This is a genomic window from Salmonella sp. NW884, assembly GCF_051700745.1.
Taxonomy (GTDB): domain Bacteria; phylum Pseudomonadota; class Gammaproteobacteria; order Enterobacterales; family Enterobacteriaceae; genus Salmonella; species Salmonella enterica.
Genome location: NZ_JAMMDE010000012.1, coordinates 59,865 through 85,412, shown reverse-complemented (window position 1 = coordinate 85,412; position 25,548 = coordinate 59,865). Strand labels below are relative to the sequence as shown.

The 25,548-nt window shown below is 51.7% G+C and carries 26 protein-coding genes; 12 read left to right on the top strand and 14 right to left on the bottom strand.

Going from position 1 to position 25,548, the window contains the following annotated elements; all coding sequences use genetic code 11:
• Positions 1–133: 133 nt before the first annotated feature.
• A complete protein-coding gene (locus tag NA197_RS20450; RefSeq protein ID WP_000710966.1) occupies positions 134–1,165 on the bottom strand; it encodes a YiiG family protein in 1,032 nt (343 codons plus the stop codon).
• A gap of 181 nt (positions 1,166–1,346) precedes the next feature.
• Between NA197_RS20450 and NA197_RS20445 the strand changes: the two genes are divergently transcribed.
• The gene (locus NA197_RS20445) at positions 1,347–2,447 is read left to right on the top strand and encodes a YiiG family protein (RefSeq protein ID WP_064043005.1); all 1,101 of its coding nucleotides are present in this window, start codon (positions 1,347–1,349) and stop codon (positions 2,445–2,447) included.
• A 343-nt stretch (positions 2,448–2,790) separates the two neighbouring features.
• Here NA197_RS20445 and NA197_RS20440 read toward each other — a convergent pair whose 3' ends face one another.
• Complete coding sequence (locus tag NA197_RS20440) at positions 2,791–3,114, bottom strand: AzlD domain-containing protein (protein WP_000527676.1); 324 nt, start codon at positions 3,112–3,114, stop codon at positions 2,791–2,793.
• Positions 3,114–3,773 carry an AzlC family ABC transporter permease gene (locus NA197_RS20435; protein ID WP_000683586.1) on the bottom strand — a complete coding sequence of 220 codons (660 nt, stop codon included), beginning with the start codon at positions 3,771–3,773 and terminating at the stop codon, positions 3,114–3,116. The genes NA197_RS20440 and NA197_RS20435 overlap by 1 nt, the downstream gene beginning before the upstream one ends.
• 100 nt (positions 3,774–3,873) lie before the next feature.
• Here NA197_RS20435 and NA197_RS20430 point away from each other — a divergent pair, with 100 nt between their 5' ends.
• Positions 3,874–4,422, top strand: a complete 549-nt coding sequence (locus NA197_RS20430) for a helix-turn-helix domain-containing protein (protein WP_001517951.1) — start codon at positions 3,874–3,876, stop codon at positions 4,420–4,422.
• 88 nt (positions 4,423–4,510) lie between these two features.
• Here the strand turns inward: NA197_RS20430 and rhaM are convergent, their stop codons facing one another.
• The 5 genes from rhaM to rhaB all read right to left on the bottom strand — a co-directional run bounded on the left by rhaM (position 4,511) and on the right by rhaB (position 9,792).
• Positions 4,511–4,825 carry an L-rhamnose mutarotase gene (gene rhaM, locus NA197_RS20425; RefSeq protein WP_064043006.1) on the bottom strand — a complete coding sequence of 105 codons (315 nt, stop codon included), beginning with the start codon at positions 4,823–4,825 and terminating at the stop codon, positions 4,511–4,513.
• Complete coding sequence (gene fucO, locus NA197_RS20420) at positions 4,822–5,970, bottom strand: lactaldehyde reductase (RefSeq protein ID WP_001627376.1); 1,149 nt, start codon at positions 5,968–5,970, stop codon at positions 4,822–4,824. The genes rhaM and fucO overlap by 4 nt, the downstream gene beginning before the upstream one ends.
• 126 nt (positions 5,971–6,096) lie before the next feature.
• Positions 6,097–6,924, bottom strand: coding sequence for a rhamnulose-1-phosphate aldolase (gene rhaD / locus NA197_RS20415; protein WP_001179685.1), 828 nt, complete (start codon positions 6,922–6,924; stop codon positions 6,097–6,099).
• A 142-nt stretch (positions 6,925–7,066) separates the two neighbouring features.
• Positions 7,067–8,326 carry an L-rhamnose isomerase gene (rhaA, locus tag NA197_RS20410; RefSeq protein WP_000211471.1) on the bottom strand — a complete coding sequence of 420 codons (1,260 nt, stop codon included), beginning with the start codon at positions 8,324–8,326 and terminating at the stop codon, positions 7,067–7,069.
• Complete coding sequence (gene rhaB, locus NA197_RS20405; protein WP_000143965.1) at positions 8,323–9,792, bottom strand: rhamnulokinase; 1,470 nt, start codon at positions 9,790–9,792, stop codon at positions 8,323–8,325. The genes rhaA and rhaB overlap by 4 nt, the downstream gene beginning before the upstream one ends.
• A gap of 287 nt (positions 9,793–10,079) precedes the next feature.
• Between rhaB and rhaS the strand changes: the two genes are divergently transcribed.
• A complete protein-coding gene (gene rhaS / locus NA197_RS20400; protein ID WP_023216601.1) occupies positions 10,080–10,916 on the top strand; it encodes an HTH-type transcriptional activator RhaS in 837 nt (278 codons plus the stop codon).
• A gap of 153 nt (positions 10,917–11,069) precedes the next feature.
• Positions 11,070–11,918, top strand: a complete 849-nt coding sequence (gene rhaR / locus NA197_RS20395; RefSeq protein WP_000013290.1) for an HTH-type transcriptional activator RhaR — start codon at positions 11,070–11,072, stop codon at positions 11,916–11,918.
• On the opposite strand, the gene rhaT is transcribed toward rhaR, so the two are convergent.
• On the bottom strand, positions 11,915–12,949 hold the full coding sequence (gene rhaT / locus NA197_RS20390) for an L-rhamnose/proton symporter RhaT (RefSeq protein ID WP_000063541.1): 1,035 nt from the start codon (positions 12,947–12,949) through the stop codon (positions 11,915–11,917). The two genes, rhaR and rhaT, sit on opposite strands and share 4 nt — an antisense overlap.
• A gap of 618 nt (positions 12,950–13,567) precedes the next feature.
• Between rhaT and NA197_RS20385 the strand changes: the two genes are divergently transcribed.
• A complete protein-coding gene (locus NA197_RS20385) occupies positions 13,568–14,251 on the top strand; it encodes an oligogalacturonate-specific porin KdgM family protein (RefSeq protein WP_000378721.1) in 684 nt (227 codons plus the stop codon).
• Positions 14,252–14,408: 157 nt separating this feature from the next.
• Here the strand turns inward: NA197_RS20385 and NA197_RS20380 are convergent, their stop codons facing one another.
• From NA197_RS20380 to NA197_RS20370, 3 genes are read right to left on the bottom strand one after another with little or no spacing between them, the layout of a single operon-like run.
• Entirely contained in the window at positions 14,409–15,716 is a 1,308-nt protein-coding gene (locus NA197_RS20380) for a TRAP transporter large permease (protein WP_000566800.1), read from the bottom strand.
• A complete protein-coding gene (locus NA197_RS20375) occupies positions 15,709–16,224 on the bottom strand; it encodes a TRAP transporter small permease (protein WP_001091413.1) in 516 nt (171 codons plus the stop codon). Before NA197_RS20375 ends, NA197_RS20380 begins: the two co-directional genes overlap by 8 nt.
• A gap of 18 nt (positions 16,225–16,242) precedes the next feature.
• Positions 16,243–17,226, bottom strand: coding sequence for a TRAP transporter substrate-binding protein (locus NA197_RS20370; protein WP_000812816.1), 984 nt, complete (start codon positions 17,224–17,226; stop codon positions 16,243–16,245).
• A 328-nt stretch (positions 17,227–17,554) separates the two neighbouring features.
• Between NA197_RS20370 and sodA the strand changes: the two genes are divergently transcribed.
• The 3 genes from sodA to NA197_RS20355 all read left to right on the top strand — a co-directional run bounded on the left by sodA (position 17,555) and on the right by NA197_RS20355 (position 19,341).
• Complete coding sequence (gene sodA / locus NA197_RS20365) at positions 17,555–18,175, top strand: superoxide dismutase [Mn] (RefSeq protein ID WP_000122635.1); 621 nt, start codon at positions 17,555–17,557, stop codon at positions 18,173–18,175.
• Between the two features lie 69 nt (positions 18,176–18,244).
• A complete protein-coding gene (yiiM, locus tag NA197_RS20360; protein ID WP_064043008.1) occupies positions 18,245–18,934 on the top strand; it encodes a 6-hydroxyaminopurine reductase in 690 nt (229 codons plus the stop codon).
• An 11-nt stretch (positions 18,935–18,945) separates the two neighbouring features.
• Complete coding sequence (locus NA197_RS20355) at positions 18,946–19,341, top strand: nuclear transport factor 2 family protein (protein WP_000133441.1); 396 nt, start codon at positions 18,946–18,948, stop codon at positions 19,339–19,341.
• Between the two features lie 50 nt (positions 19,342–19,391).
• On the opposite strand, the gene cpxA is transcribed toward NA197_RS20355, so the two are convergent.
• Positions 19,392–20,765 carry an envelope stress sensor histidine kinase CpxA gene (gene cpxA / locus NA197_RS20350; RefSeq protein WP_000580402.1) on the bottom strand — a complete coding sequence of 458 codons (1,374 nt, stop codon included), beginning with the start codon at positions 20,763–20,765 and terminating at the stop codon, positions 19,392–19,394.
• Entirely contained in the window at positions 20,762–21,460 is a 699-nt protein-coding gene (gene cpxR / locus NA197_RS20345; RefSeq protein ID WP_001033731.1) for an envelope stress response regulator transcription factor CpxR, read from the bottom strand. The genes cpxA and cpxR overlap by 4 nt, the downstream gene beginning before the upstream one ends.
• 150 nt (positions 21,461–21,610) lie before the next feature.
• Between cpxR and cpxP the strand changes: the two genes are divergently transcribed.
• The 4 genes from cpxP to NA197_RS20325 all read left to right on the top strand — a co-directional run bounded on the left by cpxP (position 21,611) and on the right by NA197_RS20325 (position 25,501).
• Complete coding sequence (cpxP, locus tag NA197_RS20340) at positions 21,611–22,111, top strand: cell-envelope stress modulator CpxP (RefSeq protein ID WP_001233463.1); 501 nt, start codon at positions 21,611–21,613, stop codon at positions 22,109–22,111.
• Positions 22,112–22,258: 147 nt separating this feature from the next.
• Positions 22,259–23,161 carry a CDF family cation-efflux transporter FieF gene (gene fieF, locus NA197_RS20335; RefSeq protein ID WP_001077320.1) on the top strand — a complete coding sequence of 301 codons (903 nt, stop codon included), beginning with the start codon at positions 22,259–22,261 and terminating at the stop codon, positions 23,159–23,161.
• Between the two features lie 184 nt (positions 23,162–23,345).
• Complete coding sequence (gene pfkA / locus NA197_RS20330) at positions 23,346–24,308, top strand: 6-phosphofructokinase (protein ID WP_000591793.1); 963 nt, start codon at positions 23,346–23,348, stop codon at positions 24,306–24,308.
• Between the two features lie 203 nt (positions 24,309–24,511).
• Positions 24,512–25,501 carry a sulfate ABC transporter substrate-binding protein gene (locus tag NA197_RS20325; protein ID WP_000758711.1) on the top strand — a complete coding sequence of 330 codons (990 nt, stop codon included), beginning with the start codon at positions 24,512–24,514 and terminating at the stop codon, positions 25,499–25,501.
• Positions 25,502–25,548 lie beyond the last annotated feature (47 nt).

Sequence of the window (25,548 nt, the reverse complement as noted above, 5' to 3'; positions counted from 1 at the left end):
CATTCACGAGGCGCTTGCTACCCGGTAATACTTCGAACGAAAAAAGCGCCCCTGGGGCGCTCTTTCGGCAGTCGCTAACGTCTTATTTGCTCAGTTTAGCGGTTATATGCACGCGATTTGCAGCGTGAAAAGCTTAGAACTCACGCTCAAGATGATAGCCATTATAGGTGTCGATGAGTTCGTTATAAGCTTTAACCACAGCCTCATAAGAACCATCTACCATATCGCCGCTGCCGCTATTGAGGTAGTCCTGCTCATGCGAGGTATACGCCACGTTATCGCGCACGCGCCGAATGCGTTTTTTCACCTTGCCCTGGAATTTTTCCAGCTCAGAAATAAAGCCAGGGAAGCTACGATGTTTATCTATATCAACGTTGATCTTCTCGTTTAGCTTCTGAGTATGCTCTTCAAAATCAGCGAGCTGTTTGCTTACTGCCGCCACATCAAAAGAATCATCAGCTACAGCGTCATTAAGCGTCTCGGCTTCCTGCATCGTCAAAAGCGTATAGTACTTAATGGATTTACCTTCTTTCTTCTCGGTCGCCTTAATTTCATTAGCCGCATGCTGCCCACTCATAATGGTAATCTCGGCGATATATTTCTTCGCAATGGGATCAAACTCATCGAACTGTTTTATAAACGTTTTATGGAACGCTTTAGCGCCAGCAAAGGCATCATCCTTGAAGTTATCTTGATCATAGTATTTATTCATACTATTGATTGTTTCAGCTAGTGGCCCAGCCGCATTAATAAATGCCAGAGCAGCACTATCCAGAGAGGCAAACGCCGGCTTTAATTCAGCCGCCGCCTTGATGTCTTTCCGGCAGTCCTGGATAAATGCAGGATACACAGGAACCAGCGGAGAGGGATCGTCTTCCTTACCGGTAGGGCCGGTGCGGAAATCGTCGAATGTGTTAGCATAACGATTTACAGCACGGTAAATATCTGCCTGGAGATTATTATAACAATCAATGTAAACATTCAGCTTTTGGTTAAGAACATCGTTCGCATCTGCGCTTTCCGCTGATGTGGGTTGTGTATTGCTCGCTGATGAGTCCGCACTCTGAGCTACAGGTTGTTCGTCCGCTTTTTTTTCATCACAAGCGCTTAGCCCGGCAGTCATCAGCATAGCGATAATAATTGATGATAACAAATCCTTTTTCATTAGAATAACCTATAAATAATATCATTGAAATTTACAGATTCATTTTAATGAAAAAAAACAGGTATGTGATTTATTCAACACAAAAATACTTAATCCATATTTCATTATAATTAACATTATCAATATCAATGTGTTCGTTAAAATAAGAGAACCCCAACGTAAATATACAAAAGGCAATTAAATGAAAAGGAATTTATTATCCTCAGCGATAATCATTGCGCTAATGACCCTGGGCGCAACAGGATGTGATGACAATAATGTTAAAACCGAGGCGACGCCGGCCGCCAGCAGTCAGCCTGCGACGCCAGCGCCTTCTCAGACTCCGGAAACGCAATCTGGCGAAAGTCCAGCGCAGCCCTCAGCAGCGAAGCCAGAAACGGCAACTCAGCCCCCGGTGGCGAAACCAGAAACGCCAGCTCAGCCGGAGGTTGACGCTGAAGAAGTTTATAGTGAAAAAATGGATGTCTATATCGATTGTTTTAATAAACTTCAATTGCCCGTTCAGCGCAGTCTGGCGCGTTACGCGGATTGGGTGAAAGACTTTAAAAAAGGTCCGACAGGGAAAGAGAGCCTGGTTTATGGCATTTATGGTATTACGGAGTCTTACATAACGAATTGCCAGAAAGAGATGAAACAGGTGGCCGCCTTAACGCCATTACTTGAGCCTATTGATGGCGTTGCCGTTAGCTATATTGATAGCGCCGCCGCGCTGGGTAATACCATTAACGAAATGGAAAAATATTATACCCAGGAAAACTATAAAGATGATGCCTTTGCTAAAGGTAAGGCGCTGCATCAGACATTACTGAAGAATATCGAGGATTTTAAACCCGTCTCGGAAAAATATCATGAGGCTATTCAGGAAATAAATGACAGGCGGCAATTGACACAGTTGAAGAGAATAGAAGAAGCGGAAGGCAAAACATTTAACTATTATTCTCTGGCTGTCATGATTTCGGCAAAGCAGATCAACAAGGTTATTTCTGCCGATACCTTTGATGCCGAAGCGATGATGAAAAAAGTCGCGGAACTGGAAACAATGATTGCGCAATTGAAAGAAGTGAATACTGATGGCCGTAATTCTTCTTTCATCAGCTCTGCGGCTGATTATCAGCTACAAGCTAAAAAATATATTCGTCGCATCAGAGACAATGTTGAGTATTCTGATTTTGAAAAGAAACGGGTGCAGGACCCTGCAACAGGATGGATGGTTGCGGATTCTTATCCGGCGTCGTTGAGAAGTTATAACGAGATGGTGGATGATTATAACCGCCTGCGTTGAGTGACGGCACATTAACTGCGCGCAGGCTGGCGAAAGCGCCTATAAAATTACGCTATAACGCCAATAAAAAGCGCCGATCAGGCGCTTTTTTCGTTCATGTATTTCGTCAGGCAATATCCGTAAAAATAGCTGACGTAAACCTTAACTAAGGAGAGTTATTAGGAAAACCAGTAATCTGAAGCTATCACAAGATGTTGAAGTTACTCTGACAGTGTAATTGAGGATCGGCATTCATATGGAAAGCATTTATCCCGCCTGATGCGAAAGTTCTGGGCTACTTCAGCATAGGGCGGCCCAGCCTTCATCACTTATAGGGTGTCACGTCCAACTGTTCTGTAAGACGTTAATTAATACCTGCCAGCCGCAACAGTGCTGTCACTACCGCAGCGGCGATAATCACCACAATAAGCGGCATTTTACGCCAGGCTAAAAATACGGCGAAGCCAACCCCAAGAACGCGCGCCATTCCGGCAAAATGTTCGCCTTCGTAAAAGGTGGTCGCCAGCGCGACGGAGAATAGCAGCACCGTTGCCGCATCCGAGAGCAGCGCCTGTGAACGCTCAGACAGCGCCAGACGGCTGCCAAGTTTCGCGCCGCCGAGGCGCATCAAATAGGTTCCCGCAGACAAAAGAGCAATACCGATAATAAATAGCGTCATATTGCCCATTATTTTTTCCTCGCCAGTAGGCCAAGCAGCGAAAGCAACACCGGCAATCCGGCAGCCACAAAGGGAACGGCGGCAAGCGACAGCGCGGCGCCGCTGCAACCACGAATCAATGTGGTGCGGTTTTTAAACGCCGGGATCACCAGCGCTAGTAAGATTGCCGGGAATACGGCATCCAGACCGATGGTTTCTGGGGCAGGGAGCAGTTTGCCGACACCTGCGCCAATCAGTGTGCCAATCGGCCAGAATAGGGCGACGCCCAGACCGCATAGCCAGTAGGCGGCTTTACGTTGTTCGGGTGTTTTTTGCGACAGGCCGAACACCACGCTCTCATCATTCATAATATGGCAGCCGAAAAAGCTGGCGGCGCGGGTGCCAACCAAATCGCGCACCGTTACGCCAAACGGCACGTGGCGCGCATTCACCAGCAGTCCTGCCGCCGCCGCCGCTAACGGATTGCCGCCGCTGGCAACAATGCCGATAAACATAAATTCGGACGCGCCCGCCAGCACAAAAATAGAGAGGACAAACGGCACCCACAGTGGGAAACCGTAGGCCATCGCCAGTGAGCCATAGGACATGCCGACGACGCCCACGGCCAGGCACACTAAAAATATCGCTTTTATCGTGTCTCCCTTGAGACAGGAAAAATAGTGTTTCATCTTCTTTAGTCATATCGAACGAATTTTCATTATAATGAACGGAACAGATTTGCTTTACAAGACGAACATTTCGTTCGTTATAGTGAACGTTGGATGCTTTATGACACAACCTATTAGCGTCATTGCCAGAAGTCTGGTACGCGAACGCCAGCGAACCGGACTGTCGCTGGCGGAGATTGCGCGGCGCGCAGGCATCGCTAAATCTACGCTTTCACAACTGGAAGCAGGGAACGGCAACCCCAGCCTGGAGACGTTATGGTCGCTATGCGTCGCGCTCGACATTCCCTTTGCCAGGCTGCTGGAGCCGCAGGTACAAAAAACGCAGGTGATTCGCCGCGGAGAAGGCACCAAAGTGGTGGCGGAGCAGGCGCATTATCAGGCGATATTACTGGCGGCGTGTCCGCCCGGCGCGCGGCGTGATATCTATCTGCTGTTGACGCAGCCGGGGGCCGACCGGATCTCTCACCCGCATCCGCCGGGGTCGGTGGAACATATTATTGTTACGCAGGGAAAAGCCCTCGTCGGCTTAACCGAGGCGCCGGAAGAGCTGGCGGAGGGCGATTACATTTGTTATCCCGGCGATCAGGCGCATATCTTTAAAGCGCTGGAACCGGATACTCAGGCTATCCTGGTAGCGGAGCAGAATTGAAATTGCCGGATGGCGGCGTAACCGCCTTATCCGGCCTACAAAAAATAAAACCGTAGGCCCGGTAAGCTTGCGCCACCGGGCACACGACTTACTGCAGATAGAACACCTCTTTTAGCTCTGCGCTGACCGGGCTGTTATCCGGATTCGCGGGCATAACGTTACGCATATGTTTCCACCAACGCTGGCAAACGTCGGTGCTGGCAACGGCGTTCCAGCGCTCCTCGGATTCAATCTCAACGGTGGCGAACAGCAGATTGCGCTCCTGATCGAGATAAATCGCGTAGTGATGCGCGCCGTGAGATTTTAATACGGCTTCCAGCTCCGGCCAGATAGAGTTATGACGACGCTGATACTCCTCGTGCGCGTCGGCATTTACCTGCATCACAAAGGCTTTGCGGATCATAACGCCTCCAGGTACAGCCCGCGAACTTCATCGCGGCTGGCGGTGCGCGGGTTACACGGCGCGCACGGGTCGGCGAGGGCTTTATCCAGCCAGCCTTCGATATCTTCTTTTGTGACGCCCAGCTTGCTGAAACCTTCTGGAATGCCGACGCGTTTGCTCAGCGTACGGATAGCGTTAATCGCTTCCTGACTTGCGGCTTCGTCAGACATACCGCGCGTCTCCACGCCCATCGCCTGTGCGATGCGGGCAAAACGCGCGACGGCGTTCGGACGGTTAAAGTTCTCGACAATTGGCAGCAGGATAGCGTTGCAGACGCCGTGCGGCAGGTTGTGAGTTGCGCCCGGCTGGTGCGCCAGCGCGTGAACCAGCCCCAAACCGGCGCTGTTGAACGCCATACCCGCCAGGTACTGGCCGAATGCCATTTGCTCACGGGCTTCGAGGTTATGGCCATCGTCAACCGCTTTCGGTAGCCACACATTGATTAAGCGAATCGCTTCCAGCGCGTTAGCGTCGGTGAGCGGATGCGCGCCAACGGAGACATAGGCTTCCACCGCATGGGTCAGGGCATCCATGCCGGTTGCGGCGGTCACAGAAGCGGGGATTTCCAGCATAACGCTGGCGTCATCCACGGCAATATCCGGGATGATGTTCGGGTCGATGATCACCTCTTTGACCTTACGGGCAGAGTCGATAATCACCGCGTTGCTGGTCATCTCTGCCGCGGTACCTGCCGTAGTGTTAATCGCTACCAGCGGTACGCCGGCGTTTTTCACTTTGCCGACGCCGGAGTAGGCGGTAGATGGACCTGGGTTGGCGGTCAGAATTTTCACCGCTTTTGCGGTATCGATCGGGCTGCCGCCGCCGAAGGCGATAATGTAGTCACATTCTGCGCTCTGATACGCCGCAAAACCTTTCTGCACCAGCTCTTCTGTCGGGTTTGGGAACACCTCATCAAACAGGTGGTAAGACATTTGATGTTCATCCAGTGCGCTAAACAGGCTATCCAGCAGGCCCAGCTTTACCAGTTGACCATCGGTAACGATCAGCGCTTTGCCCCATTGCTTATTCGCCACGAGGTTCACCATATCGGCAATCGCTCCAGCGCCATGCAGGCTAATTTTTGGCAGTGCCAACATAAAGCTCATCACTATTCTCCTTAAAAAAATTCCCTGTTGCCCGATGGCGCTACGCTTATCGGGCCTACGGTAAAATGCGCACCGACCTGTAGGCCGGATAAGGCAAAGCCGCATCCGGCGTTGAGTTGGGAGGTATCAGTACAGCGCTACGGCGCTGGCCAGCGGTGTCACGCCAAAACGTTTGCCGAGTGCGACCAGTTCTTCGCGCGTGATGGTCTGCTTCATACCGCCCATCGAATAGATTTTGACTAATACCTCAGCGGATTTCTCTGCGGTATCTATCAAACCGAAGGTTTCATCCAGCGTAGGTCCGCTTCCGAACACGCCGTGAAACGGCCACAGCACCAGCGAATGTTTCTGCATTTCTTGCGCGGTGGCCTGGCCGATTTCATCGGTGCCTGGCACCATCCACGGCAGAATGCCGACACCGTCCGGGAATACCACCAGACATTCGGTGCTGCCTTCCCACAGTTTGCGGGTGATCAGCGCAGTGTTGTTTTCCAGTACGTAGGTGAGGGCGATCAGGTTAGTCGCATGGCAATGCATAATGACGCGGTCTTTGCCGTGGGTGGCTTTGATGCGTTCGCAGTGGGAAAGGAAATGCGCCGGGAGTTCAGAGGTGGGTACCGCGTCGTGGGTTAAGCCCCACAGAATGTGGTAGCCTGCGCCGTCGCTGTCGATTTTGACCACGCCTAAATTGGCTGCCGGATCGAGCTGGACGTTGCGGAAGAATTTGCCGGAACCGGTAACGATAAACGGCGTGTTCGCCAGCAGCGGCATGGGTTGACTTAGCGCGATGTAGCGCGGTTTTTCGTGGAAATTAGCTGCAAACGGTGCGATATCGGCTTCATCCAGACGCAGCGTCAGGTTACCGCCATTACGTTCGTCCCACCCTTTCAGCCACGCATCAGACGTGGCTTTAATCATGCCCTGGACAAACCAGGAATCGGTAATATTTTGCATGTTCGTGTTCCCATTCATTGCCCGAAGGTTATTCGGGTCTTACGTAGGCCGGATAAGCGCAGCGCCATCCGGCAATCGTGTTTCATTTATTGCCGGATGGCGACGCGGGCGTCTTATCCGGCCTACAGATCAGGTGTCGCTGTCAGCTACGTTTGCTCAGGATCTCTTTTTCGTAGGCGCGAACGCTTTCCAGCCACTGGCTGCCAGCCGGCGTGTCGTGACGCTGGCAATACATTTCCCAGACGGCCTGCCACGGCAGAGATTTTTGCTCTTCCAGCAGCGCCAGACGCGCGGTGTAATCTCCGCTGGCCTCAAGCTGACGAAGTTGATCTGTGGGTTCCAGCAGAGCGCGCAGCAGCGCTTTTTTCATGTTGCGGGTACCGATAACCCACGCGGCGACACGGTTGATAGAGGCGTCGAAGAAATCCAGGCCGATATGCACACGGTCGAACAGGTTATGACGGACGATCTCGCTGGCAATTGCCTGGGTTTCATCGTCCAGGAGCACCACGTGGTCGCTATCCCAGCGTACCGGGCGGCTGACGTGCAGCAGCAGCCGTGGCACATAGAGCATGGCGGCGGAAATTTTGTCGGAAATCACTTCAGTGGGATGGAAGTGGCCCGCATCAAGGCACAGCGCGGTCTGACGGCTGGTGGCGTAGCCCATGTAGAACTCATTGGAGCCGACGGTGTAGCTTTCCGCGCCGATGCCAAACAGTTTGCTCTCAACGGCGTCGATGTGGTGCGCCGGGTCGAATTTCTCGCTAATGACCTCATCCAGCGCTTCCAACAGGCGCTGGCGCGGGGCTAAACGGTCGACGGTAATGTCTTTCATGCCGTCCGGAATCCAGATGTTCATCACCGACGGCGTACCGAGCTGCTCACCAAAGTATGCCGAGACGCGGCGGCTGGCTTTGCAGTGATCGATCCAGAACTGGCGAATTTTCGCGTCTGGATGAGAGAGGGTAAAACCGTCAGCGCTCAGTGGATGAGAAAAACAGGTGGGGTTGAAATCCAGCCCCAGCCGGTTCGCTTTCGCCCACTCCACCCAGTTTTTAAAATGCTCCGGTTTGATCTGGTCGCGAGCAACCGGCGTATCCGACTCAAGGTAAATGGCGTGTAGGTTCAGCCGTTTTGGTCCTGGGATCAGACGCAGCGCCTGTTCCAGATCGGCGCGCAGTTCGGTGGCGTTACGCGCTTTGCCCGGATAGTTGCCGGTCGACTGAATTCCGCCCGTCAGCGAACCTTCCGGGTTCTCGAATCCGGCAACATCGTCGCCCTGCCAGCAGTGCATGGAAACCGGCAGGCGATCGAGCTGGCGCAGCGCCTCCTCGACATCAATACCTACTGCGGCGAAACGTTGTTTTGCCAGTTCCCAGGCTTGTTCCAGTTGAGTGGTCATGCGCAAAGCTCCTTTGTCTGTCGTTTGGGTTGAAACTGCGCAACGTGGCGGGCAATTTCACTATCAGGATTAGGGATATAGGTTGTCAGGTCGTAGTTAGCGCTGACGACCTGACGGAAGTCATCGACGTTGTTTAATTCGTCGAGGGTCATAAGCTGAATACCAATATTGCCAAGGGTGGAGGCTTCAACCGGCCCGGCCATCACGCGAATGCCACATGCATCGGCGCACAACTGGTTGAGTAGCGCGTTTTGGCATCCGCCGCCGACAATATGCAGTTGGGTAAATTTTTCGCCGCGCAGATTTGCCAGTTCGTGCAGAATGTCGGCATACAACAGCGCCAGACTGTCGAAAATGCAGCGCGCCAGTTCGGCATCGCTGACGGGAACGGGCTGGTCGGTCTCGCGACAGGCGGCCTGGATTTCAGCGCGCATATCGTCAGGATTGATAAAGCGATCGTCATTCGGGTTAATCAGGAAACGGCAGGCCGGCAGCGCTTCTGTTTGGGCGATAAGCGCAGGCAGATCGGTAATGCGCCGTTCTTTCAGCACGCGCTGGAGCAGCCACAAACCCATAATGTTTTTCAGTACCCGATAACGCCCTTCCGCGCCGCCTTCGTTGGTGATATTGGCGGCCAGCGCCTCATCAGTGGTGTAGGGCATTTTGCTTTCAAAACCCATCAATGACCAGGTGCCTGAAGACAGGTAAGCGCTATGTTTATTTGCCAGCGGAGAGGCAATAACGGCGCTGGCGGTATCGTGGCTGGCGACGGCTACCACCGGAATACGGTTGCCCTGCGGGCAAATCCAGTCGCCGATAACATTGCCAGGGTGCGAGGGGCGACCGAACCAGCTCTTTTTCGCGCCAGTCCACGCCAGCAGGGTATCGTCCCAGTCATCGGTATTGATATTGACCAACTGGGTGGTCGTGGCGTTGGTGTATTCCCAGTTCATTTCACCGGTCAGGCGGTAACTGAAATAATCGGGCATCAGCAGCGCATGAGCGACCTGCGCTGTTAACTCAGGCTGTTGTTTCGTCAGCGCGCGTAGCTGATAGATGGTGTTAAACGGCAGAAACTGAATCCCGCTGCGGCGATAGATTTCGCTTTTGCCGATCTGGACCAGCGCTTGCGGCATGATGCCCGTGGTACGGTTATCGCGGTAGGAGACCGGCAGGCCGACACGCTGACCTTGTTTATCCAGCAGGACATAATCGACGCCCCAGGTGTCGATGCCGATGCTGTCGATAAGAATGCCTTCATTACAGACTTTCTTCAGACCAAGACGGATATCCTTTTCCAGACTGTCGATGTCCCAAGTGTCAAACCCGTCTGTTTTTTGTAGGCAGTTCACAAAACGGTGAATTTCACGTAGCGTCAGGGTGCGGTGTTTGCTGTCGTAACGCGCCAGCATCACGCGCCCGCTGGATGCGCCGAGATCAACCGCGACACAATGGCGAAAAGTCATAATCAGGTCCTTCTTAGAGTCATTGCGCACAGTCTAAAAAAGCCCTCAAAGACCTACCTTCTCGTTACTGACAGGAAAATGAGCCGCTGGCAACAAGGCAAAGATGAACGTGATAGCGTTCACAGTTTCTACTAATAGGCCGGTGTGATGTCGTCCGCATTTCCCGCTTTTTCCCGCCTTTTCTTGAAAAAAAGACCATGTTTGCGCGCTTTAGCGTCAAAAATTTAAGGTGAGGCCGATAGCCCTTAATTACTATTCGGACATGTTGAATTCAGGAGGAAGCAACCATGACCGTACTGCATAGCGTGGATTTTTTTCCATCAGGTAAAGCGCCCGTAGCGATTGAACCTCGTCTGCCGCAAGCCGCTTTCCCTGAACATCATCATGATTTTCATGAAATCGTGATTGTGGAACACGGTACGGGCATTCATGTATTCAACGGGCAGCCGTATACCATCAGCGGCGGTACCGTGTGTTTTGTTCGCGATCACGACCGGCATTTATATGAACATACCGACAACCTATGCCTGACGAATGTACTGTGGCGTTCACCGGACGCCTTCCAGTTCCTGGCGGGGTTGGATCAATTGCTGCCGCAGGAGCAGGATGGTTACTATCCTTCTCACTGGCGGGTGAATCAGAGTGTGTTGCAGCAGGTGCGCCAGTTGGTCGGTCTGATGGAGCGCGCCGGAGACGGCATGGATGCGCCTGCCGTGGCGAATCGCGAAATTTTGTTTATGCAACTACTGGTGTTGTTACGCCGCAGTAGCCTGATGGAAGGCGCGACCAATAACGACGCCAAACTCAACCAACTGATGGCATGGCTGGAAGACCATTTTGCGGAGGAGGTCTGCTGGGAGGCGGTAGCTGAACAGTTTTCGCTGTCGCTACGTACGCTGCATCGTCAGCTTAAACAGCATACCGGGCTGACGCCGCAACGTTACCTTAATCGCCTGCGTTTGATCAAAGCCCGGCATTTATTACGCCATAGCGATCATAGCGTGACGGAAATCGCGTACCGCTGCGGTTTTGGCGACAGTAACCACTTTTCGACTCTGTTTCGCCGAGAATTTAACTGGTCGCCGCGGGATATCCGTCAGGGACGCGATGCGATGATCCAGTAACGCGAACGCTATCAACGTTTTTCGTCGCCAATATGCTGATAATTATACCCTTTAATACCGGATGGCGGTTGCGCCTTACCTGGCCTACGGCGGCGAGCGGTAGACAGAATAAGCGTAGCGCCAGCCGGCAAGCATTCAACATGAGGTGCTGCGGTGGCAAATCAGTTAATCCTTTTGAAAAAAGATTTTTTTACTGATGAGCAGCAGGCCGTTACGGTTGCCGATCGCTATCCACAGGATGTTTTTGCGGAACATACGCATGAGTTTTGTGAACTGGTGATGGTCTGGCGGGGCAATGGCCTACACGTTCTTAATGAGCGCCCATACAGAATTACCCGCGGCGATCTGTTTTACATTCGTGCTGAAGACAAACACTCCTATACTTCCGTTAACGATCTGGTGCTGCAAAATATTATTTACTGCCCGGAGCGTTTGAAACTCAATGTAAACTGGCAGGCGATGATTCCCGGCTTTCAGGGAGCGCAGTGGCATCCTCACTGGCGGCTGGGCAGTATGGGAATGAATCAGGCGCGGCAGGTCATTAACCAGCTTGAACATGAGAGTAATGGACGCGATCCGCTGGCGAATGAGATGGCGGAATTGCTGTTTGGTCAACTGGTGATGACGTTAAAACGGCATCGCTACGCGACCGACGATCTTCCGGCAACCTCCCGAGAAACCCTGTTGGATAAATTAATTACCGCTTTGGCTAATAGTCTTGAGTGTCCCTTTGCGCTGGATGCGTTTTGCCAGCAGGAACAATGCAGCGAACGGGTGCTGCGGCAGCAGTTTCGCGCCCAAACCGGGATGACGATTAATCAATATTTACGCCAGGTCCGTATTTGCCACGCGCAGTATCTGCTTCAGCATAGCCCGCTGATGATTAGCGAGATTTCGATGCAGTGCGGTTTTGAAGATAGCAATTATTTTTCAGTGGTGTTCACGCGGGAAACCGGGATGACGCCGAGCCAATGGCGTCATCTCAGTAATCAAAGCGATTAACTGGCCATGCCTAAACCGACAATATTCGCCGCGATAATAATTACCACGCAGCCGAGGCTTAATACGGCAACGGGACGGCGGCCAGCATTTTTCCACTCTTTTAGCACCAGACCGACAAGCCCCCCGCACAGCACATAGAAGCTCATGTGCAGCATCCAGCTCATGTAGTCATATTGCGCGGGAATGCGCGCGTGACCCCAGGCATAGAAAAAGAACTGTAAATACCACATCAGACCGCCAAGCGCGGACAACAGAATATTGCTGATAATCAACGGTCTTGCCAGCGAGAAGTCGGCTTTTATCGACAGATTTTGCACTTTTGCCAGGCGGATAAAACAGAAACCGAGGTTCACCAGCGCGCCGCCGCCCATAATCACCACGTAACTCGGCAGCGCGACATAGAGCGGGTCAACGCCAAGCGCGGCAGCAGCTTCATGCATCGGTTTCGCGGCGTTCATGGCAAAAGACATCCCCGCCGAGAAAATACCGCACATCACTGCCAGCAGAAGCCCTTTCTTCAGATTGAACTCCTCCGCTTTAATGCCCATTTTGCGTTCTTTTAACTGTCCGGCGCGCGTCACAATCCCGACGCCGATCAGCGCGACAAAAACGCCAAGTAGCGTCATGCGTCCCCCTTCGGTATGGATTAACACATCGAAGTTACCGTTGATGATAGGCGTCATCAGCGTGCCGACGATAAGCGTAATGCCGATAGCGATGCCGATACCCATCGACATCCCGAGATAACGCATGGTTAGACCGTAATTAATATTGCCGATGCCCCACATGGCGCCGAACAGAAAAACCGGTAAAAGGGTGGAGAGGTTAAACTGCCCATAATAGGCCCAGAAATCAGGCAGTAACAGAGCGCTAATTGTCCACGGCAGAATAAGCCATGAGACGATGCCGCCCACTGACCACATGGTTTCCCATGACCACTGTTTCACTTGCTTGAACGGGGCATAGAAGCAGGCTGCACTGGCCGCCCCTATCAAATGCCAGAAAATACCCATCGTAATCGCGTTACTCATGACATGTTCCTCATTATTTTTTATGGACGGGATACCCCTTCCGTTTGCATGAGTTTAAAAATTACGCAGCCTGGTAACCTTATAACGATTGCCGCCGTTGGGTGTATTCTGGCAATCAGCACGTTAATGAAGTGATTAACTTCACGTTTTAAAAAAGTCGGAGCGCATCGTGACCGTCTGGATGTTATTTAAATCAGTGGGTAATATTTGTTTTCTAAAATACCTTCATCATAACGACACGAAACGACTTAGCTGGCAACAATACAAAGAAAACGCTGCGTGAGATCACATAATGGGAATGGTCTGACTTACCGTTTGATAAAAGGGTAGTTATACAGTAATTATTTGGTTGTTTTATTTGTATTTACAATTTAAATATATTGAAATTAACGTTAGGAATCAATGAAATATAAGTATAAGGAAATTCCTATATTAGTGTTGTTGATGGTGTTTTGATTTTTATTTTATATGACGAATATGAATTTCATTTATTTTATTTTGCTTTTTGAACATTATCCCAATTTTAAATTAAAGATCTTTGTCTATATTGTCGCCATTCACATTGCGTATTATGGTTGTAACGGTCTGACATGAAACAACGTTTTAATTTTAAATTAAATGGATTCTGTTATGAGAAAATCTCTTTTCTTACTATTACCTCTTGTTGTAACAAATGCGCATGCAGTATATGTCGATGTTCGTCATGAATATCTTGATGACAGTAAAGCTAACTATGACCGTGCGTATATTTCTCATCGGTTTGCGAATGGTGTTGGTTTTGCGATAGAAGCTATCTCAAAATCAGGCGGGGATGACACCAATAAAGCGTTTAATGACCTGGAAACACAGGGTAACGAATATACGATAAGTTACCAATTTAAAACCGGTGATGTCGCCTGGCAACCGGGTTTCGTGCTGGAAACAGGCAACGGTTACTCTACCTATAAGCCTTACTTCCGCGCGACGTGGACATTAAATGAAAGCTGGTGGGTTGGTGCGCGCTATCGTTTTGAATATGTACGCCGTTCTTCTGATATCCGTGATGATGATACCATCAATCGTATGGATGTCTGGGCGGGTTATAAATGGAACAACTTTGACTGGACAATCGAAGGAATTTATAAGAAAGCTGATAAATATGATCTTTACGATGGCGGCAAAGATAACTATGAATATAACTTCAGAACTGCCTATATTATTGATCAATGGTCGCCATTCGTTGAGGTAGGTAATGTTTCCGTCAATAGCAACAGCGATGAAAGACAAACCCGTTTCCGCGTGGGTATAGGCTACACATTCTAATCATTATCCCTGTTTATTATTTATTCCCTTTTCCGGCTACTTTATAGGTAGCCGGTTTTTTTTACCTGGTGATGACCTGCGGATAATTATTATCGTGCGTTGGCCGGATAAGACGCGAATCGCCATCCGGCAACGAGATGTGCAGGAAACTATGCGCTTACATGATGCCCAGTAGACGGGGTAAGAACAGTGTGATTTCCGGAATGTAGGTAATTAATAACAGAACGCCGATAATCGCGCCGTAAAAAGGCAGCAACGGTTTAATCACTTCCTCAACTTTGACCTTACCGACGCTCGCCCCGACATATAAACCACTGCCAACTGGCGGCGTAATGGTGCCAATCGCCAGGTTATAGATCATGATAATGCCGAAATGCACCGGATCGACGCCCAGTTTAGCCATGATCGGCAGCAGAATCGGGGTAAAAATCAGAATGGCCGGACCGATATCCATAAATGCGCCGATAATCAACAAAAAGACGGTAATGACTAACAGGATAACCAGTTTATTGGCGGAAATACCGAGGATCATATCGCTCAGCGCCGCAGGAATATTGGTGATCGACATTGAGAAGGACATCGCCGAAGAGGTTGCCAGCAGGAACATGATGACCCCGGTCATTACCACTGTCTGGAGCAAAATCGAAGGCAAATCCTTAATTTTCAGCGTGCGGTAAAACACCATCGTCAGCAATAACGTATACACCACGGCAATCGCGGAGGCTTCAATGGCGGTGAAAATCCCCTGCACAATGCCGCCGACGATAATCACGATCAGCAGCAGGCTGGGAATGGCCTCAACGGCAACTTTTAGCGCCATGCCTTTTTGGACGGTGAAGAAAACCCGATAATTTCGACGCTTAGCGACCACCAGCGTGACCAGCATACAGCCAACGCCCCACAGCACACCCGCAACCAGACCGCCGGCGAACAGAGCGGCAATCGATGTTCCCCCGCTTGCCAGCGCATAAAGGATAAAAGCCGTGGTGGGCGGAATTAACATTCCCGTCGGCGCGGAGGCGATATTCACCGCGGCCGCAAAACCGCGATCGTAACCTTCGCGCGCGCTCATCGGCACCATCACGCCGCCGATAGAGGTTGAGGCGGCAATCGCCGATCCGGAAATAGCACCAAACATCATATTGCCGACGATGTTGGTATAAGAGAGCGAGCCGGGCAGTTTGCCAGTAAACAGTTTGGCAAAATTGACCAGCCGGGCGGCAATTCCCCCGCTATTCATGATCACCCCGGACAAAACGAAGAACGGCACGGCCAGCAAGGCAAAACTGTCCAGGCTGGAGAACATTTTTTGCGCGGTGGCGAACATCGAAATATCGAAAGGCAGTACCAGCATCATGGTGCTGAAAGAGGCGATAACGATGCAGATCCCGATAGGCGCGCCCATGGCCAGTAAAACAACAAAGACGGCAATTAGCGTACAGGACGCAAAAATAGGGTCAATCATGTGATTTCTCCAGAGTGTGCTCAGTGGTATCCGTGGCGGAATGGATAGCTTTCAGGGCGTCAACGATATTCAGCAGCCCATAGAGGATGATCAGTACGCCTGCGCAGGGGAGCGCGTAATAAATTTTCCCCATCGGAATGCCCAGCGCAGGGGAGATTTGCAGCATAGAAATCGCAGAAATCTTTAAGCCGCCGATAATCAATACCCAAATGGAAAACGCGATAAAAATGACCTGCAGAATAATATCCCACCAGCCGCGAATCGTCGGCGACACCTTATCCAGTAAGAGAGTCAGGCTGATATGCTGTTTCTGACCGGCGACAAAAGCCATGCCCAGCATTGATACCCACACCAGGAGAAATCGCAGCATCTCTTCGGTAAGGGTGCTGGGAACGCCCAGAATGTAGCGGCTCACCACCTGCCAGCAGGCGATGCCAACCATTATCGCCAGCACCAGGCAACAGATAGCGCCCAGCAATAAATCAAGTCCTTTTCTGAATGTGTTCATCTTAATTTCCTGATTAGATTAATTTTTTGCTGTCTGGATACGTTGATACAGCCCGTAAAGCCGCGGTTTGTTTTTCAGGCCGTCGTAAATAGGCTGTACTGCCTTCTGGAAGGGTTTTTTGTCGATCTCGTAGAATTCAACGTTGAAATCTTTTACCGCCGCCAGCCTGGTTTTCTCTATTTCCTTGTCCCATGCGGCTTTCTCAAATTCGATCGACGCCTTGATGGCGGCTTCGACGATGCGCTGCTGTTCCGGCGTCAGCTTTTCCAGCGTGAGGGTACTCATTAGCAGGATATCGGGAATGCGGGTGTGCATATCGTAGGTGTAATAACGGGCGACTTCGCCGTGGCGGGCGATGGTGAGAGCGAACTCATTGTTTTCCGCGCCGTCGAGAATGCCTTGTTGTAACGAGGTATAGACCTCCGCCTGGCTCATGGCGATGGGCGAAGCGCCCAGCAGTTTGAGAGTTTGGATCGCCGTCTCACTCTGCATGACGCGGATCTTCTTCCCGCGTAAATCCTCAATGCGTTTAACCGGCGCTTTGCTCATATAAAAATTACGCGCGCCGGAATCATACCAGCCTACGCCGACAAACCCCTGCGCGGCGGTGGACTGATAAACAGGCTCCATCACCTGTGGGTTATCCATTACGCGGTAGTATTCATCGACGGTGGCAAACAGGTAGGGAAGTGAGAACACGCCGTACTCAGGCGAAAAACTCTCCATCAGCCCGGACGACACTTTAGTGATGTCGACGACGCCGACCTGCGTCAACTCCACCAGTTCGCGCTCTCCGCCAAGCTGTCCGTCCGGGAAGTACTGTACTTTGATATCGCCGCCCGTTTTCTCTTCAACTTGCTGCCCCAGGAAGTGCAACGCATCTTTTACCGGCTGGCTATTTTCAGCGTAGGCCAGGCGCAAAATGGTTTCGCCGTGGGAGAAGAAAGAGAGTGTGGAGAGTAAGGCCAACGTAGCCAGACGTATAAAACCAGGTTGCTTCATAATTCCCTCGCAATTGTAATAATTTACCGGGAATGTAATTGCATGGTGAAATTATAACCTTCTTGATTTTGCCACCGCTGACAAAAATTGGCACCAAAAGAAAGATTTTGAAACCCTGTTTCACATTTCATGATTTCCAGGAATTCATCAACAGGCGGTTTCGGTTGGAGGCGTAAAAAACGATTTTTTTCAGCGGATGCCGTAACGTTTATAACCCTGGAAAAAGTACGGCATTGATAATCATTTTCAATATCATTTAATTAACTATAATGAACCAACTGCTTACGCGGCGTTAACACTGTGCCGCTCGACAATAATGGAGATGATTATGAGTTATACACTGCCATCCCTGCCGTACGCTTATGATGCACTGGAACCGCACTTCGATAAGCAGACGATGGAGATTCACCACACCAAACACCATCAAACCTATGTCAACAACGCTAACGCGGCGCTGGAAAACCTGCCTGAGTTTGCCAGCCTGCCGGTTGAAGAACTGATTACTAAACTGGACCAGGTGCCAGCGGACAAAAAAACTGTGCTGCGTAACAACGCGGGCGGCCATGCTAACCACAGCCTGTTCTGGAAAGGGCTGAAAAAAGGCACCACTCTGCAGGGCGATCTGAAAGCGGCTATCGAGCGTGACTTCGGTTCCGTTGACAACTTCAAAGCTGAATTCGAAAAAGCAGCAGCAACCCGTTTCGGCTCCGGCTGGGCGTGGCTGGTGCTGAAAGGCGACAAACTGGCTGTGGTTTCTACCGCAAACCAGGATTCCCCGCTGATGGGTGAAGCCATTTCCGGCGCTTCCGGCTTCCCGATCCTGGGCCTGGACGTGTGGGAACACGCTTACTACCTGAAATTCCAGAACCGCCGCCCGGACTACATCAAAGAGTTCTGGAACGTGGTGAACTGGGACGAAGCAGCAGCGCGTTTCGCCGCTAAAAAATAATTTGCATTGCACGTCTGTAGAAGCGAGTCTGATGACTCGCTTTTTTTGTATCCGCGTAAGGAGCAGCAGATGCATTATCCGGTTGACGTGTTTATTGGCAAAATTCGTGACTATGACGGCAGCCGCCCGAGCGCTATCGCCAAGGTGCAAATCGACGGCGAACTCATGCTGACCGAGCTCGGTCTGGCAGGCGATCAGCAGGCCGAAAAGAAAATCCACGGCGGCCCCGACCGCGCGCTATGCCATTACCCCCGCGAACACTATGCTGATTGGATTCGCCAGTTCCCCGAGCAGGCGACGCTGTTTTGCGCCCCGGCGTTTGGCGAGAATCTGTCGACGGACGGAATGACCGAACACAACGTGTTTATTGGCGACATCTACCGCTGGGGCGAGGCGTTGATCCAGGTCACTCAGCCGCGCTCTCCATGCTTTAAACTTAATTTCCACTTTGGCATCAGCGACATGGCCCTCCTTATGCAGAACAGCGGAAAAACCGGCTGGCTGTATCGGGTCATTGCGCCAGGTAAGGTCTCCAGCGATGCGCCGCTGGAACTGGCGTCACGTCTGAGCGATGTCTCGGTTCATGAAGCGGGTGTTATCGCCTGGTCTATGCCGTTTGATGACGAACAATATCACCGGCTGTTGAGCGCCGCCGGGCTGTCGGCGAGCTGGAGCCGCACCATGCAAAAGCGTCGTTTGAGCGGCAAAATTGAAGATAGCGCCAGACGACTGTGGGGGGATAAAACTCCGCCAAAATGAAAGGAAGGATTATGACTGAAGCTGAAAATGCGGTGGCGATCGTAAAAGAATTTTTGGTGGCCTCAATGATTCCGGATGCTGAACGCGCCGCAACGTATATGCACCCGGAGGTGAAAATTACCTTCACCGGAGGCCGGGCGATGGCGGGCGCGGCAGATATCGCGCAGTTTAACGGCGCTCGCTACAAGTGGGTGAAGAAGGCGCTGGGCGAGTTTGATGCGGTGCAGCATGATGATTACGTTGTGATTTATTCCAACGGTACGTTGTATGGGGAATGGCCCGACGGTCGCCCGTTTGCCGATAACCGCTTTATCGACCGCTTCGAAGTGCGCGATGGCAAAATTACCCGGATGGACGTGTGGAATGACAGCGCCGAGTGGATTCTGGCGCCAGACATTTCCCGGTAAATCTCGACGGCGAGATAAAAAATCGGCCTGCATTCGCAGGCCGATGGTTTTTAGGTTCGCTTGTACAGCGGTAGCCACAGCGTGAGCCGCAACCCGCCGAGCGGGCTATCGTCAGCCTTCACCCAGCCGCGGTGCTGCTGCATGGCGCTTTCGACAATCGCCAGCCCCAGCCCGGTGCCGCCAGACTCGCGGTCGCGCGCCTCATCAGTGCGATAGAACGGACGGAAGATCTGCTCGCGGTCTTCAGGGCTGACGCCCGGCCCGTCGTCATCGACCGTGATCGTAATACCGTCTTTATCCACCGAGAAGCCGACTTCAATCTTCGTATGTGAATAGCGCAGCGCATTACGAACTATATTTTCCAGCGCGCTTTCCAGCGCGTTTGGGTTGCCATAGAGCGGCCACGGCCCTGGCGGATAATTTACCGTTAACGACTTGCCCATCTGTTCGGCTTCAAAGGCGGCGTTATCCAGCACTTCGCCCCATAGTTGATTGGCTTTCATCGTTTCGCTGACCAGCGCGTTTTTCTGTTGGTTACGCGACATCACCAGCAGGTCATTGATCATGCTGTCCAGACGCTGCGCTTCGGTTTCAATACGCTCCAGCTCTTTGCTTTCGCCGCCACGACGACGCAGCAGCGCGGTACCCAGTTGCAGGCGCGTAAGGGGCGTTCGCAGCTCATGGGAGATGTCTGACAGCAAACGCTGCTGCGAGGTCATCATCCGTTCCAGCGCCGTCACCATCTGGTTAAAACTGGCGCCAGCGGCGAGGAACTCCTGCGGACCCGCCTCCAGCTCCGGATGCTGACGCAGGTTGCCTTGCGCCACTTCATCAGCCGCGTTTTTCAACTTACGCGCCGGTTTCGCCAGACTCCATGCCAGCCATAGCAAGAGCGGCGAACTGACCAGCATCGTGACAATGAGCAACAGAAGCGGGCGGTCAAACAGCAGATTAATAAAATCGGATTGCGAACTGCTGGCCGGTCGAATCAGGTAAAGCTGGTAATTATCCTCTCCGTCGCGAACGGAGAACGGCCCCACCATCTCTACGCGGCCATATTTTTTCTTCTGCGGATGATCGGCGTTATCCGCCTGACCAATGAAGTTACGAATGATCTGCATTTCGCTGCGTTCAGCGCCGATCACGCGTCCTTCAGAGGTCACCAGTAATAACCGCTGTCCAGGCGGCGCCCACTTATCGATCGCGCGGAACAGGCGACGCCACCACATCAGGTCGTTGGGCGGATCGTTCGCAAGTTCAGCTTCTACATGTTGCTCTATCATCAATCCCTGGCGCTGTTCGCTGTCCAGCAGCTCGGTCATCTGGCGTGAATCGAGCTTGGGCAACATCAGTACCAGCATTAGCACCAGCGCCAGCGTCAACCAGAAGATGGCGAAGATGCGCGCGGTTAAACTTCCTATCATGAAGCGGAAACCATCAGATAGCCGCGACCACGCAATGTTTTAAACCACGGGTGACCGTCTTTGCGTTCCGGCAGTTTGCGGCGCAGGTTAGAAATATGCATATCAATGGCGCGATCGAACGGCGTCAGGCGCTTACCCAGCACTTCCTGACTTAAATGTTCACGGGAAACCACCTGGCCGAGGTGTTGCGCCAGCAAATAGAGCAGGGTGAATTCCGTACCGGTCAGCTCCAGCGTTTGGCCATCGAAACTGGCTTCCTGGCGACCCGGATTAAGGCTTAGCGCATCAACTTCCAGCGTCGGCGAGCCGTTGTCGCTGCTCTGCTGCTGTTCGCTCCAGTGGGAACGGCGCAAAATAGCCCTGATGCGCGCTACCAGCTCGCGGTCGTTAAATGGTTTGGGTAAATAGTCGTCCGCGCCCAGCTCAAGGCCGAGAACGCGATCCAGCTCGCTGCCGCGCGCGGTCAGCATAATGACAGGCGTCTGGTGTGTCTGGCGAAGCGCTTTCAACGTATCGATACCGTTTTTCTTCGGCATCATGACGTCAAGCAAAAGTAAATCGATGCTGTCATCCAAAAGCTCAAGCGCCTGCTCGCCGTCGTGGGCCACCAGGACATTAAAACCTTCCATTTCGAGGAGCTCTTTTAACAGGGAAGTCAGCTCTCGGTCATCATCAACTAACAGGATTTTATTCATTGTTTACGTACCTCCGAGGCAGAAATTACGTCATCAGGCGTCGCTAATCCATGACTTTACGTTGTTTTACACCCCCTGACGCATGTTTGCAGCCCGAATCGTAAACTGTCTCTCGTTGAATCGCGACAGAAAAGATTTTGGGAGCAAGCGATGCGCAAAGTTACCGCTGCTGTTATGGCCTCAACGCTGGCATTCAGTTTTTTAAGCCACGCAGCTGAAGTTGTTACAAGCGATAACTGGCACCCCGGTGACGGGGCCACGCAGCGTAGCGCGCAAAATCATATGTTTGACGGCATAAGTTTAACCGAACATCAGCGTCAGCAGATGCGAGATCTTATGCAACAGGCAAGGCATGAACAGCCTCCTGTTAATGTTAGCGAAATGGAGACAATGCATCGGCTTGTCACCGCAGAAAAATTTGATGAAAGCGCTGTGCGCGCTCAGGCAGAAAAAATGGCGCAAGAGCAGGTTGCCCGCCAGGTCGAAATGGCCCGCGTGCGTAACCAGATGTATCGCCTGTTAACGCCGGAGCAGCAAGCGGTTTTGAATGAAAAGCATCAGCAACGAATGGAGCAACTGCGCGACGTGGCGCAATGGCAAAAAAGTTCATCGTTGAAATTATTGAGTAGTAGCAACTCACGTTCCCAGTAACAACCCTGTTTTCCTTGCCATAGACACCATCCCTGTCTTCCCCCACATGATGTGGGGGTTTTTTTTATCTCCAGTTTGTCATTCTGTTATTAGCTTACTGTTTTAAACCATCCGTTATACTACCGGCAGAAGATAGCGGGAGTATTTATGAATCAAACCTATGGACGGCTGGTTAGCCGGGCGGCTATCGCGGCAACGGCGATGGCATCAGCGTTACTTTTGATCAAAATTTTTGCGTGGTGGTATACGGGATCGGTGAGTATTCTGGCGGCGTTGGTGGACTCGCTGGTGGATATTGCCGCGTCATTGACGAATTTGTTGGTCGTGCGTTATTCGCTGCAACCCGCAGATGATGAACACACGTTTGGGCACGGTAAAGCGGAGTCGCTGGCGGCGCTGGCGCAAAGTATGTTTATTTCCGGTTCGGCGTTGTTTCTGTTTTTGACCAGTATCCAGAATCTGATTAAGCCGACGCCAATGAACGACCCCGGCGTGGGGATTGGCGTTACCGTCATCGCTCTGATATGCACTATTATACTGGTCACGTTTCAGCGCTGGGTGGTACGCAAGACCCAAAGTCAGGCGGTACGGGCGGATATGCTTCATTATCAGTCTGATGTTATGATGAACGGAGCGATTCTTATCGCGCTTGGGTTATCCTGGTACGGTTGGCATCGTGCGGATGCCCTGTTTGCGTTAGGTATCGGCATCTATATTTTGTATAGCGCGTTACGTATGGGGTATGAGGCGGTGCAGTCATTATTGGATCGCGCGCTGCCCGATGCGGAACGACAGGAAATTATTGATATCGTGACGTCATGGCCGGGAGTCAGCGGCGCGCACGATCTCCGCACGCGGCAGTCAGGGCCGACTCGCTTTATTCAGATTCATTTGGAAATGGAAGATAATCTGCCGCTCGTTCAGGCGCATTTTGTGGCTGACCAGGTAGAGCAGGCGATTTTACAGCGTTTTCCGGGTTCAGATGTCATTATTCATCAGGATCCCTGTTCAGTCGTTCCCAGGGAAGGCAGGAAGTTCGAGCTTGTATAATTGATTGTTAAAAAGTGAGCCAGGCCAGCATTTTGTGTATAAATTACCGCCATTTGGCCTGACCTGAATCAATTCAGCAGGAAGGGATTGTTATACTATCTGTATATTCGTTGGATCGTTTCGAAGTGCGAAATCGGCTTCCGGCAATAGATTTCATTTTGCATTCCAAAGTTCAGAGGTAGTCATGATTAAGAAAATCGGTGTGTTGACAAGCGGCGGTGATGCGCCGGGCATGAACGCGGCAATCCGCGGTGTTGTGCGCGCAGCGTTGACGGAAGGGCTGGAAGTCATGGGCATTTATGACGGCTATCTGGGCCTGTATGAAGATCGTATGGTTCAGCTTGACCGTTACAGCGTATCTGACATGATCAACCGTGGCGGTACTTTCCTCGGTTCTGCCCGTTTCCCGGAATTCCGTGACGAAAATATTCGCGCTGTCGCGATCGAAAACCTGAAAAAACGCGGTATCGATGCGCTGGTAGTTATTGGCGGCGACGGTTCTTATATGGGTGCAAAACGTCTGACTGAAATGGGCTTCCCGTGCATCGGTCTGCCAGGCACTATCGATAACGACATCAAAGGCACCGACTACACTATCGGCTATTTCACTGCTCTCGGCACTGTAGTGGAAGCGATTGACCGTCTGCGTGACACCTCCTCTTCTCACCAGCGTATCTCTATCGTTGAGGTGATGGGCCGTTATTGCGGCGACCTGACGTTGGCGGCGGCTATTGCTGGCGGCTGTGAGTTTATCGTGGTGCCGGAAGTTGAATTTAATCGCGAAGATCTGGTGGCCGAAATCAAAGCCGGGATCGCGAAAGGGAAAAAACACGCTATCGTCGCTATTACTGAGCATATGTGCGATGTTGACGAACTGGCGCACTTTATTGAAAAAGAAACGGGCCGTGAGACGCGTGCGACGGTGCTTGGCCACATTCAGCGCGGTGGTTCCCCGGTACCTTACGATCGCATTCTGGCTTCCCGTATGGGCGCGTATGCTATTGACCTGCTGCTGGAAGGCCATGGCGGTCGTTGTGTCGGTATCCAGAACGAGCAGCTTGTTCATCATGACATCATCGATGCGATTGAAAACATGAAGCGTCCGTTCAAAAGCGACTGGATGGAGTGCGCGAAAAAACTGTACTGATTGTTTTTGCGCGCCTGATGGCGCTACGCTTATCAGGCCTACAGGTTGCAGAAACGTGTAGGCCGGATTAGGCGCTAGCCGCCATCCGGCAATCCCTCAGATTTATTCCTCGAAGTTATAGCCAATCTTTTTTTATTCTTTAATGTTTGGATCTCTTTCTGGCACGCTTTGCTCATCACAACACAACATAAGCGAGTCGGGCGATGAAAAAGTGGGGCGTGGGGTTCACATTATTGCTGGCGTCAACCAGCATTCTGGCAAAGGATATTCAGTTACTTAACGTATCATACGATCCAACGCGTGAGCTGTACGAGCAGTACAACAAAGCGTTTAGCGCGCACTGGAAGCAGGAAACCGGCGACAACGTCGTGATCCGTCAATCGCACGGCGGTTCGGGTAAACAGGCGACTTCCGTTATTAACGGCATTGAAGCCGATGTCGTGACGCTGGCGCTGGCTTACGATGTGGACGCTATTGCGGAACGTGGTCGTATCGATAAAAACTGGATTAAGCGTCTGCCGGATAACTCAGCACCTTACACTTCAACCATCGTTTTCCTGGTCCGCAAAGGCAATCCAAAACAAATTCATGACTGGAACGATCTGATTAAACCCGGTGTGTCGGTGATTACGCCAAACCCGAAAAGCTCCGGCGGCGCCCGCTGGAACTATCTGGCGGCATGGGGCTACGCCCTGCACCACAACAATAACGATCAGGCCAAAGCGCAGGACTTTGTCAAAGCCCTGTTTAAAAACGTTGAAGTGCTGGACTCCGGCGCGCGCGGCTCAACCAATACTTTCGTTGAACGCGGTATCGGTGATGTGCTGATTGCCTGGGAAAACGAAGCGCTACTGGCGACGAATGAACTGGGTAAAGATAAATTTGAGATAGTGACCCCGAGTGAATCTATTCTCGCAGAGCCGACCGTTTCCGTGGTCGACAAAGTGGTGGAAAAGAAAGACACCAAAGCGGTAGCGGAAGCGTATCTGAAGTATCTCTACTCGCCGGAAGGGCAGGAGATAGCAGCGAAAAACTTCTACCGTCCGCGCGATGCTGACGTGGCGAAAAAATACGACGATGCGTTTCCGAAGCTGAAGCTTTTCACCATTGACGAGGTGTTTGGCGGCTGGGCGAAGGCGCAAAAAGATCACTTCGCTAATGGCGGTACGTTCGACCAAATCAGCAAACGCTAAACCGTTTATAAACCCGGTAACGTATTATGTTACCGGGTTTTTTCTTT

Excerpts from the sequence above, each read along its gene's own strand:
- NA197_RS20450 (WP_000710966.1), bottom strand. The coding sequence starts at position 1,165 with ATGAAAAAGGATTTGTTATCATCAATTATTATCGCTATGCTGATGACT.
- NA197_RS20445 (WP_064043005.1), top strand. The coding sequence starts at position 1,347 with ATGAAAAGGAATTTATTATCCTCAGCGATAATCATTGCGCTAATGACC.
- NA197_RS20440 (WP_000527676.1), bottom strand. The coding sequence starts at position 3,114 with ATGGGCAATATGACGCTATTTATTATCGGTATTGCTCTTTTGTCTGCG.
- NA197_RS20435 (WP_000683586.1), bottom strand. The coding sequence starts at position 3,773 with ATGAAACACTATTTTTCCTGTCTCAAGGGAGACACGATAAAAGCGATA.
- NA197_RS20430 (WP_001517951.1), top strand. The coding sequence starts at position 3,874 with ATGACACAACCTATTAGCGTCATTGCCAGAAGTCTGGTACGCGAACGC.
- rhaM (WP_064043006.1), bottom strand. The coding sequence starts at position 4,825 with ATGATCCGCAAAGCCTTTGTGATGCAGGTAAATGCCGACGCGCACGAG.
- fucO (WP_001627376.1), bottom strand. The coding sequence starts at position 5,970 with ATGAGCTTTATGTTGGCACTGCCAAAAATTAGCCTGCATGGCGCTGGA.
- rhaD (WP_001179685.1), bottom strand. The coding sequence starts at position 6,924 with ATGCAAAATATTACCGATTCCTGGTTTGTCCAGGGCATGATTAAAGCC.
- rhaA (WP_000211471.1), bottom strand. The coding sequence starts at position 8,326 with ATGACCACTCAACTGGAACAAGCCTGGGAACTGGCAAAACAACGTTTC.
- rhaB (WP_000143965.1), bottom strand. The coding sequence starts at position 9,792 with ATGACTTTTCGCCATTGTGTCGCGGTTGATCTCGGCGCATCCAGCGGG.
- rhaS (WP_023216601.1), top strand. The coding sequence starts at position 10,080 with ATGACCGTACTGCATAGCGTGGATTTTTTTCCATCAGGTAAAGCGCCC.
- rhaT (WP_000063541.1), bottom strand. The coding sequence starts at position 12,949 with ATGAGTAACGCGATTACGATGGGTATTTTCTGGCATTTGATAGGGGCG.
- NA197_RS20385 (WP_000378721.1), top strand. The coding sequence starts at position 13,568 with ATGGATTCTGTTATGAGAAAATCTCTTTTCTTACTATTACCTCTTGTT.
- NA197_RS20380 (WP_000566800.1), bottom strand. The coding sequence starts at position 15,716 with ATGATTGACCCTATTTTTGCGTCCTGTACGCTAATTGCCGTCTTTGTT.
- NA197_RS20375 (WP_001091413.1), bottom strand. The coding sequence starts at position 16,224 with ATGAACACATTCAGAAAAGGACTTGATTTATTGCTGGGCGCTATCTGT.
- NA197_RS20370 (WP_000812816.1), bottom strand. The coding sequence starts at position 17,226 with ATGAAGCAACCTGGTTTTATACGTCTGGCTACGTTGGCCTTACTCTCC.
- sodA (WP_000122635.1), top strand. The coding sequence starts at position 17,555 with ATGAGTTATACACTGCCATCCCTGCCGTACGCTTATGATGCACTGGAA.
- yiiM (WP_064043008.1), top strand. The coding sequence starts at position 18,245 with ATGCATTATCCGGTTGACGTGTTTATTGGCAAAATTCGTGACTATGAC.
- NA197_RS20355 (WP_000133441.1), top strand. The coding sequence starts at position 18,946 with ATGACTGAAGCTGAAAATGCGGTGGCGATCGTAAAAGAATTTTTGGTG.
- cpxA (WP_000580402.1), bottom strand. The coding sequence starts at position 20,765 with ATGATAGGAAGTTTAACCGCGCGCATCTTCGCCATCTTCTGGTTGACG.
- cpxR (WP_001033731.1), bottom strand. The coding sequence starts at position 21,460 with ATGAATAAAATCCTGTTAGTTGATGATGACCGAGAGCTGACTTCCCTG.
- cpxP (WP_001233463.1), top strand. The coding sequence starts at position 21,611 with ATGCGCAAAGTTACCGCTGCTGTTATGGCCTCAACGCTGGCATTCAGT.
- fieF (WP_001077320.1), top strand. The coding sequence starts at position 22,259 with ATGAATCAAACCTATGGACGGCTGGTTAGCCGGGCGGCTATCGCGGCA.
- pfkA (WP_000591793.1), top strand. The coding sequence starts at position 23,346 with ATGATTAAGAAAATCGGTGTGTTGACAAGCGGCGGTGATGCGCCGGGC.
- NA197_RS20325 (WP_000758711.1), top strand. The coding sequence starts at position 24,512 with ATGAAAAAGTGGGGCGTGGGGTTCACATTATTGCTGGCGTCAACCAGC.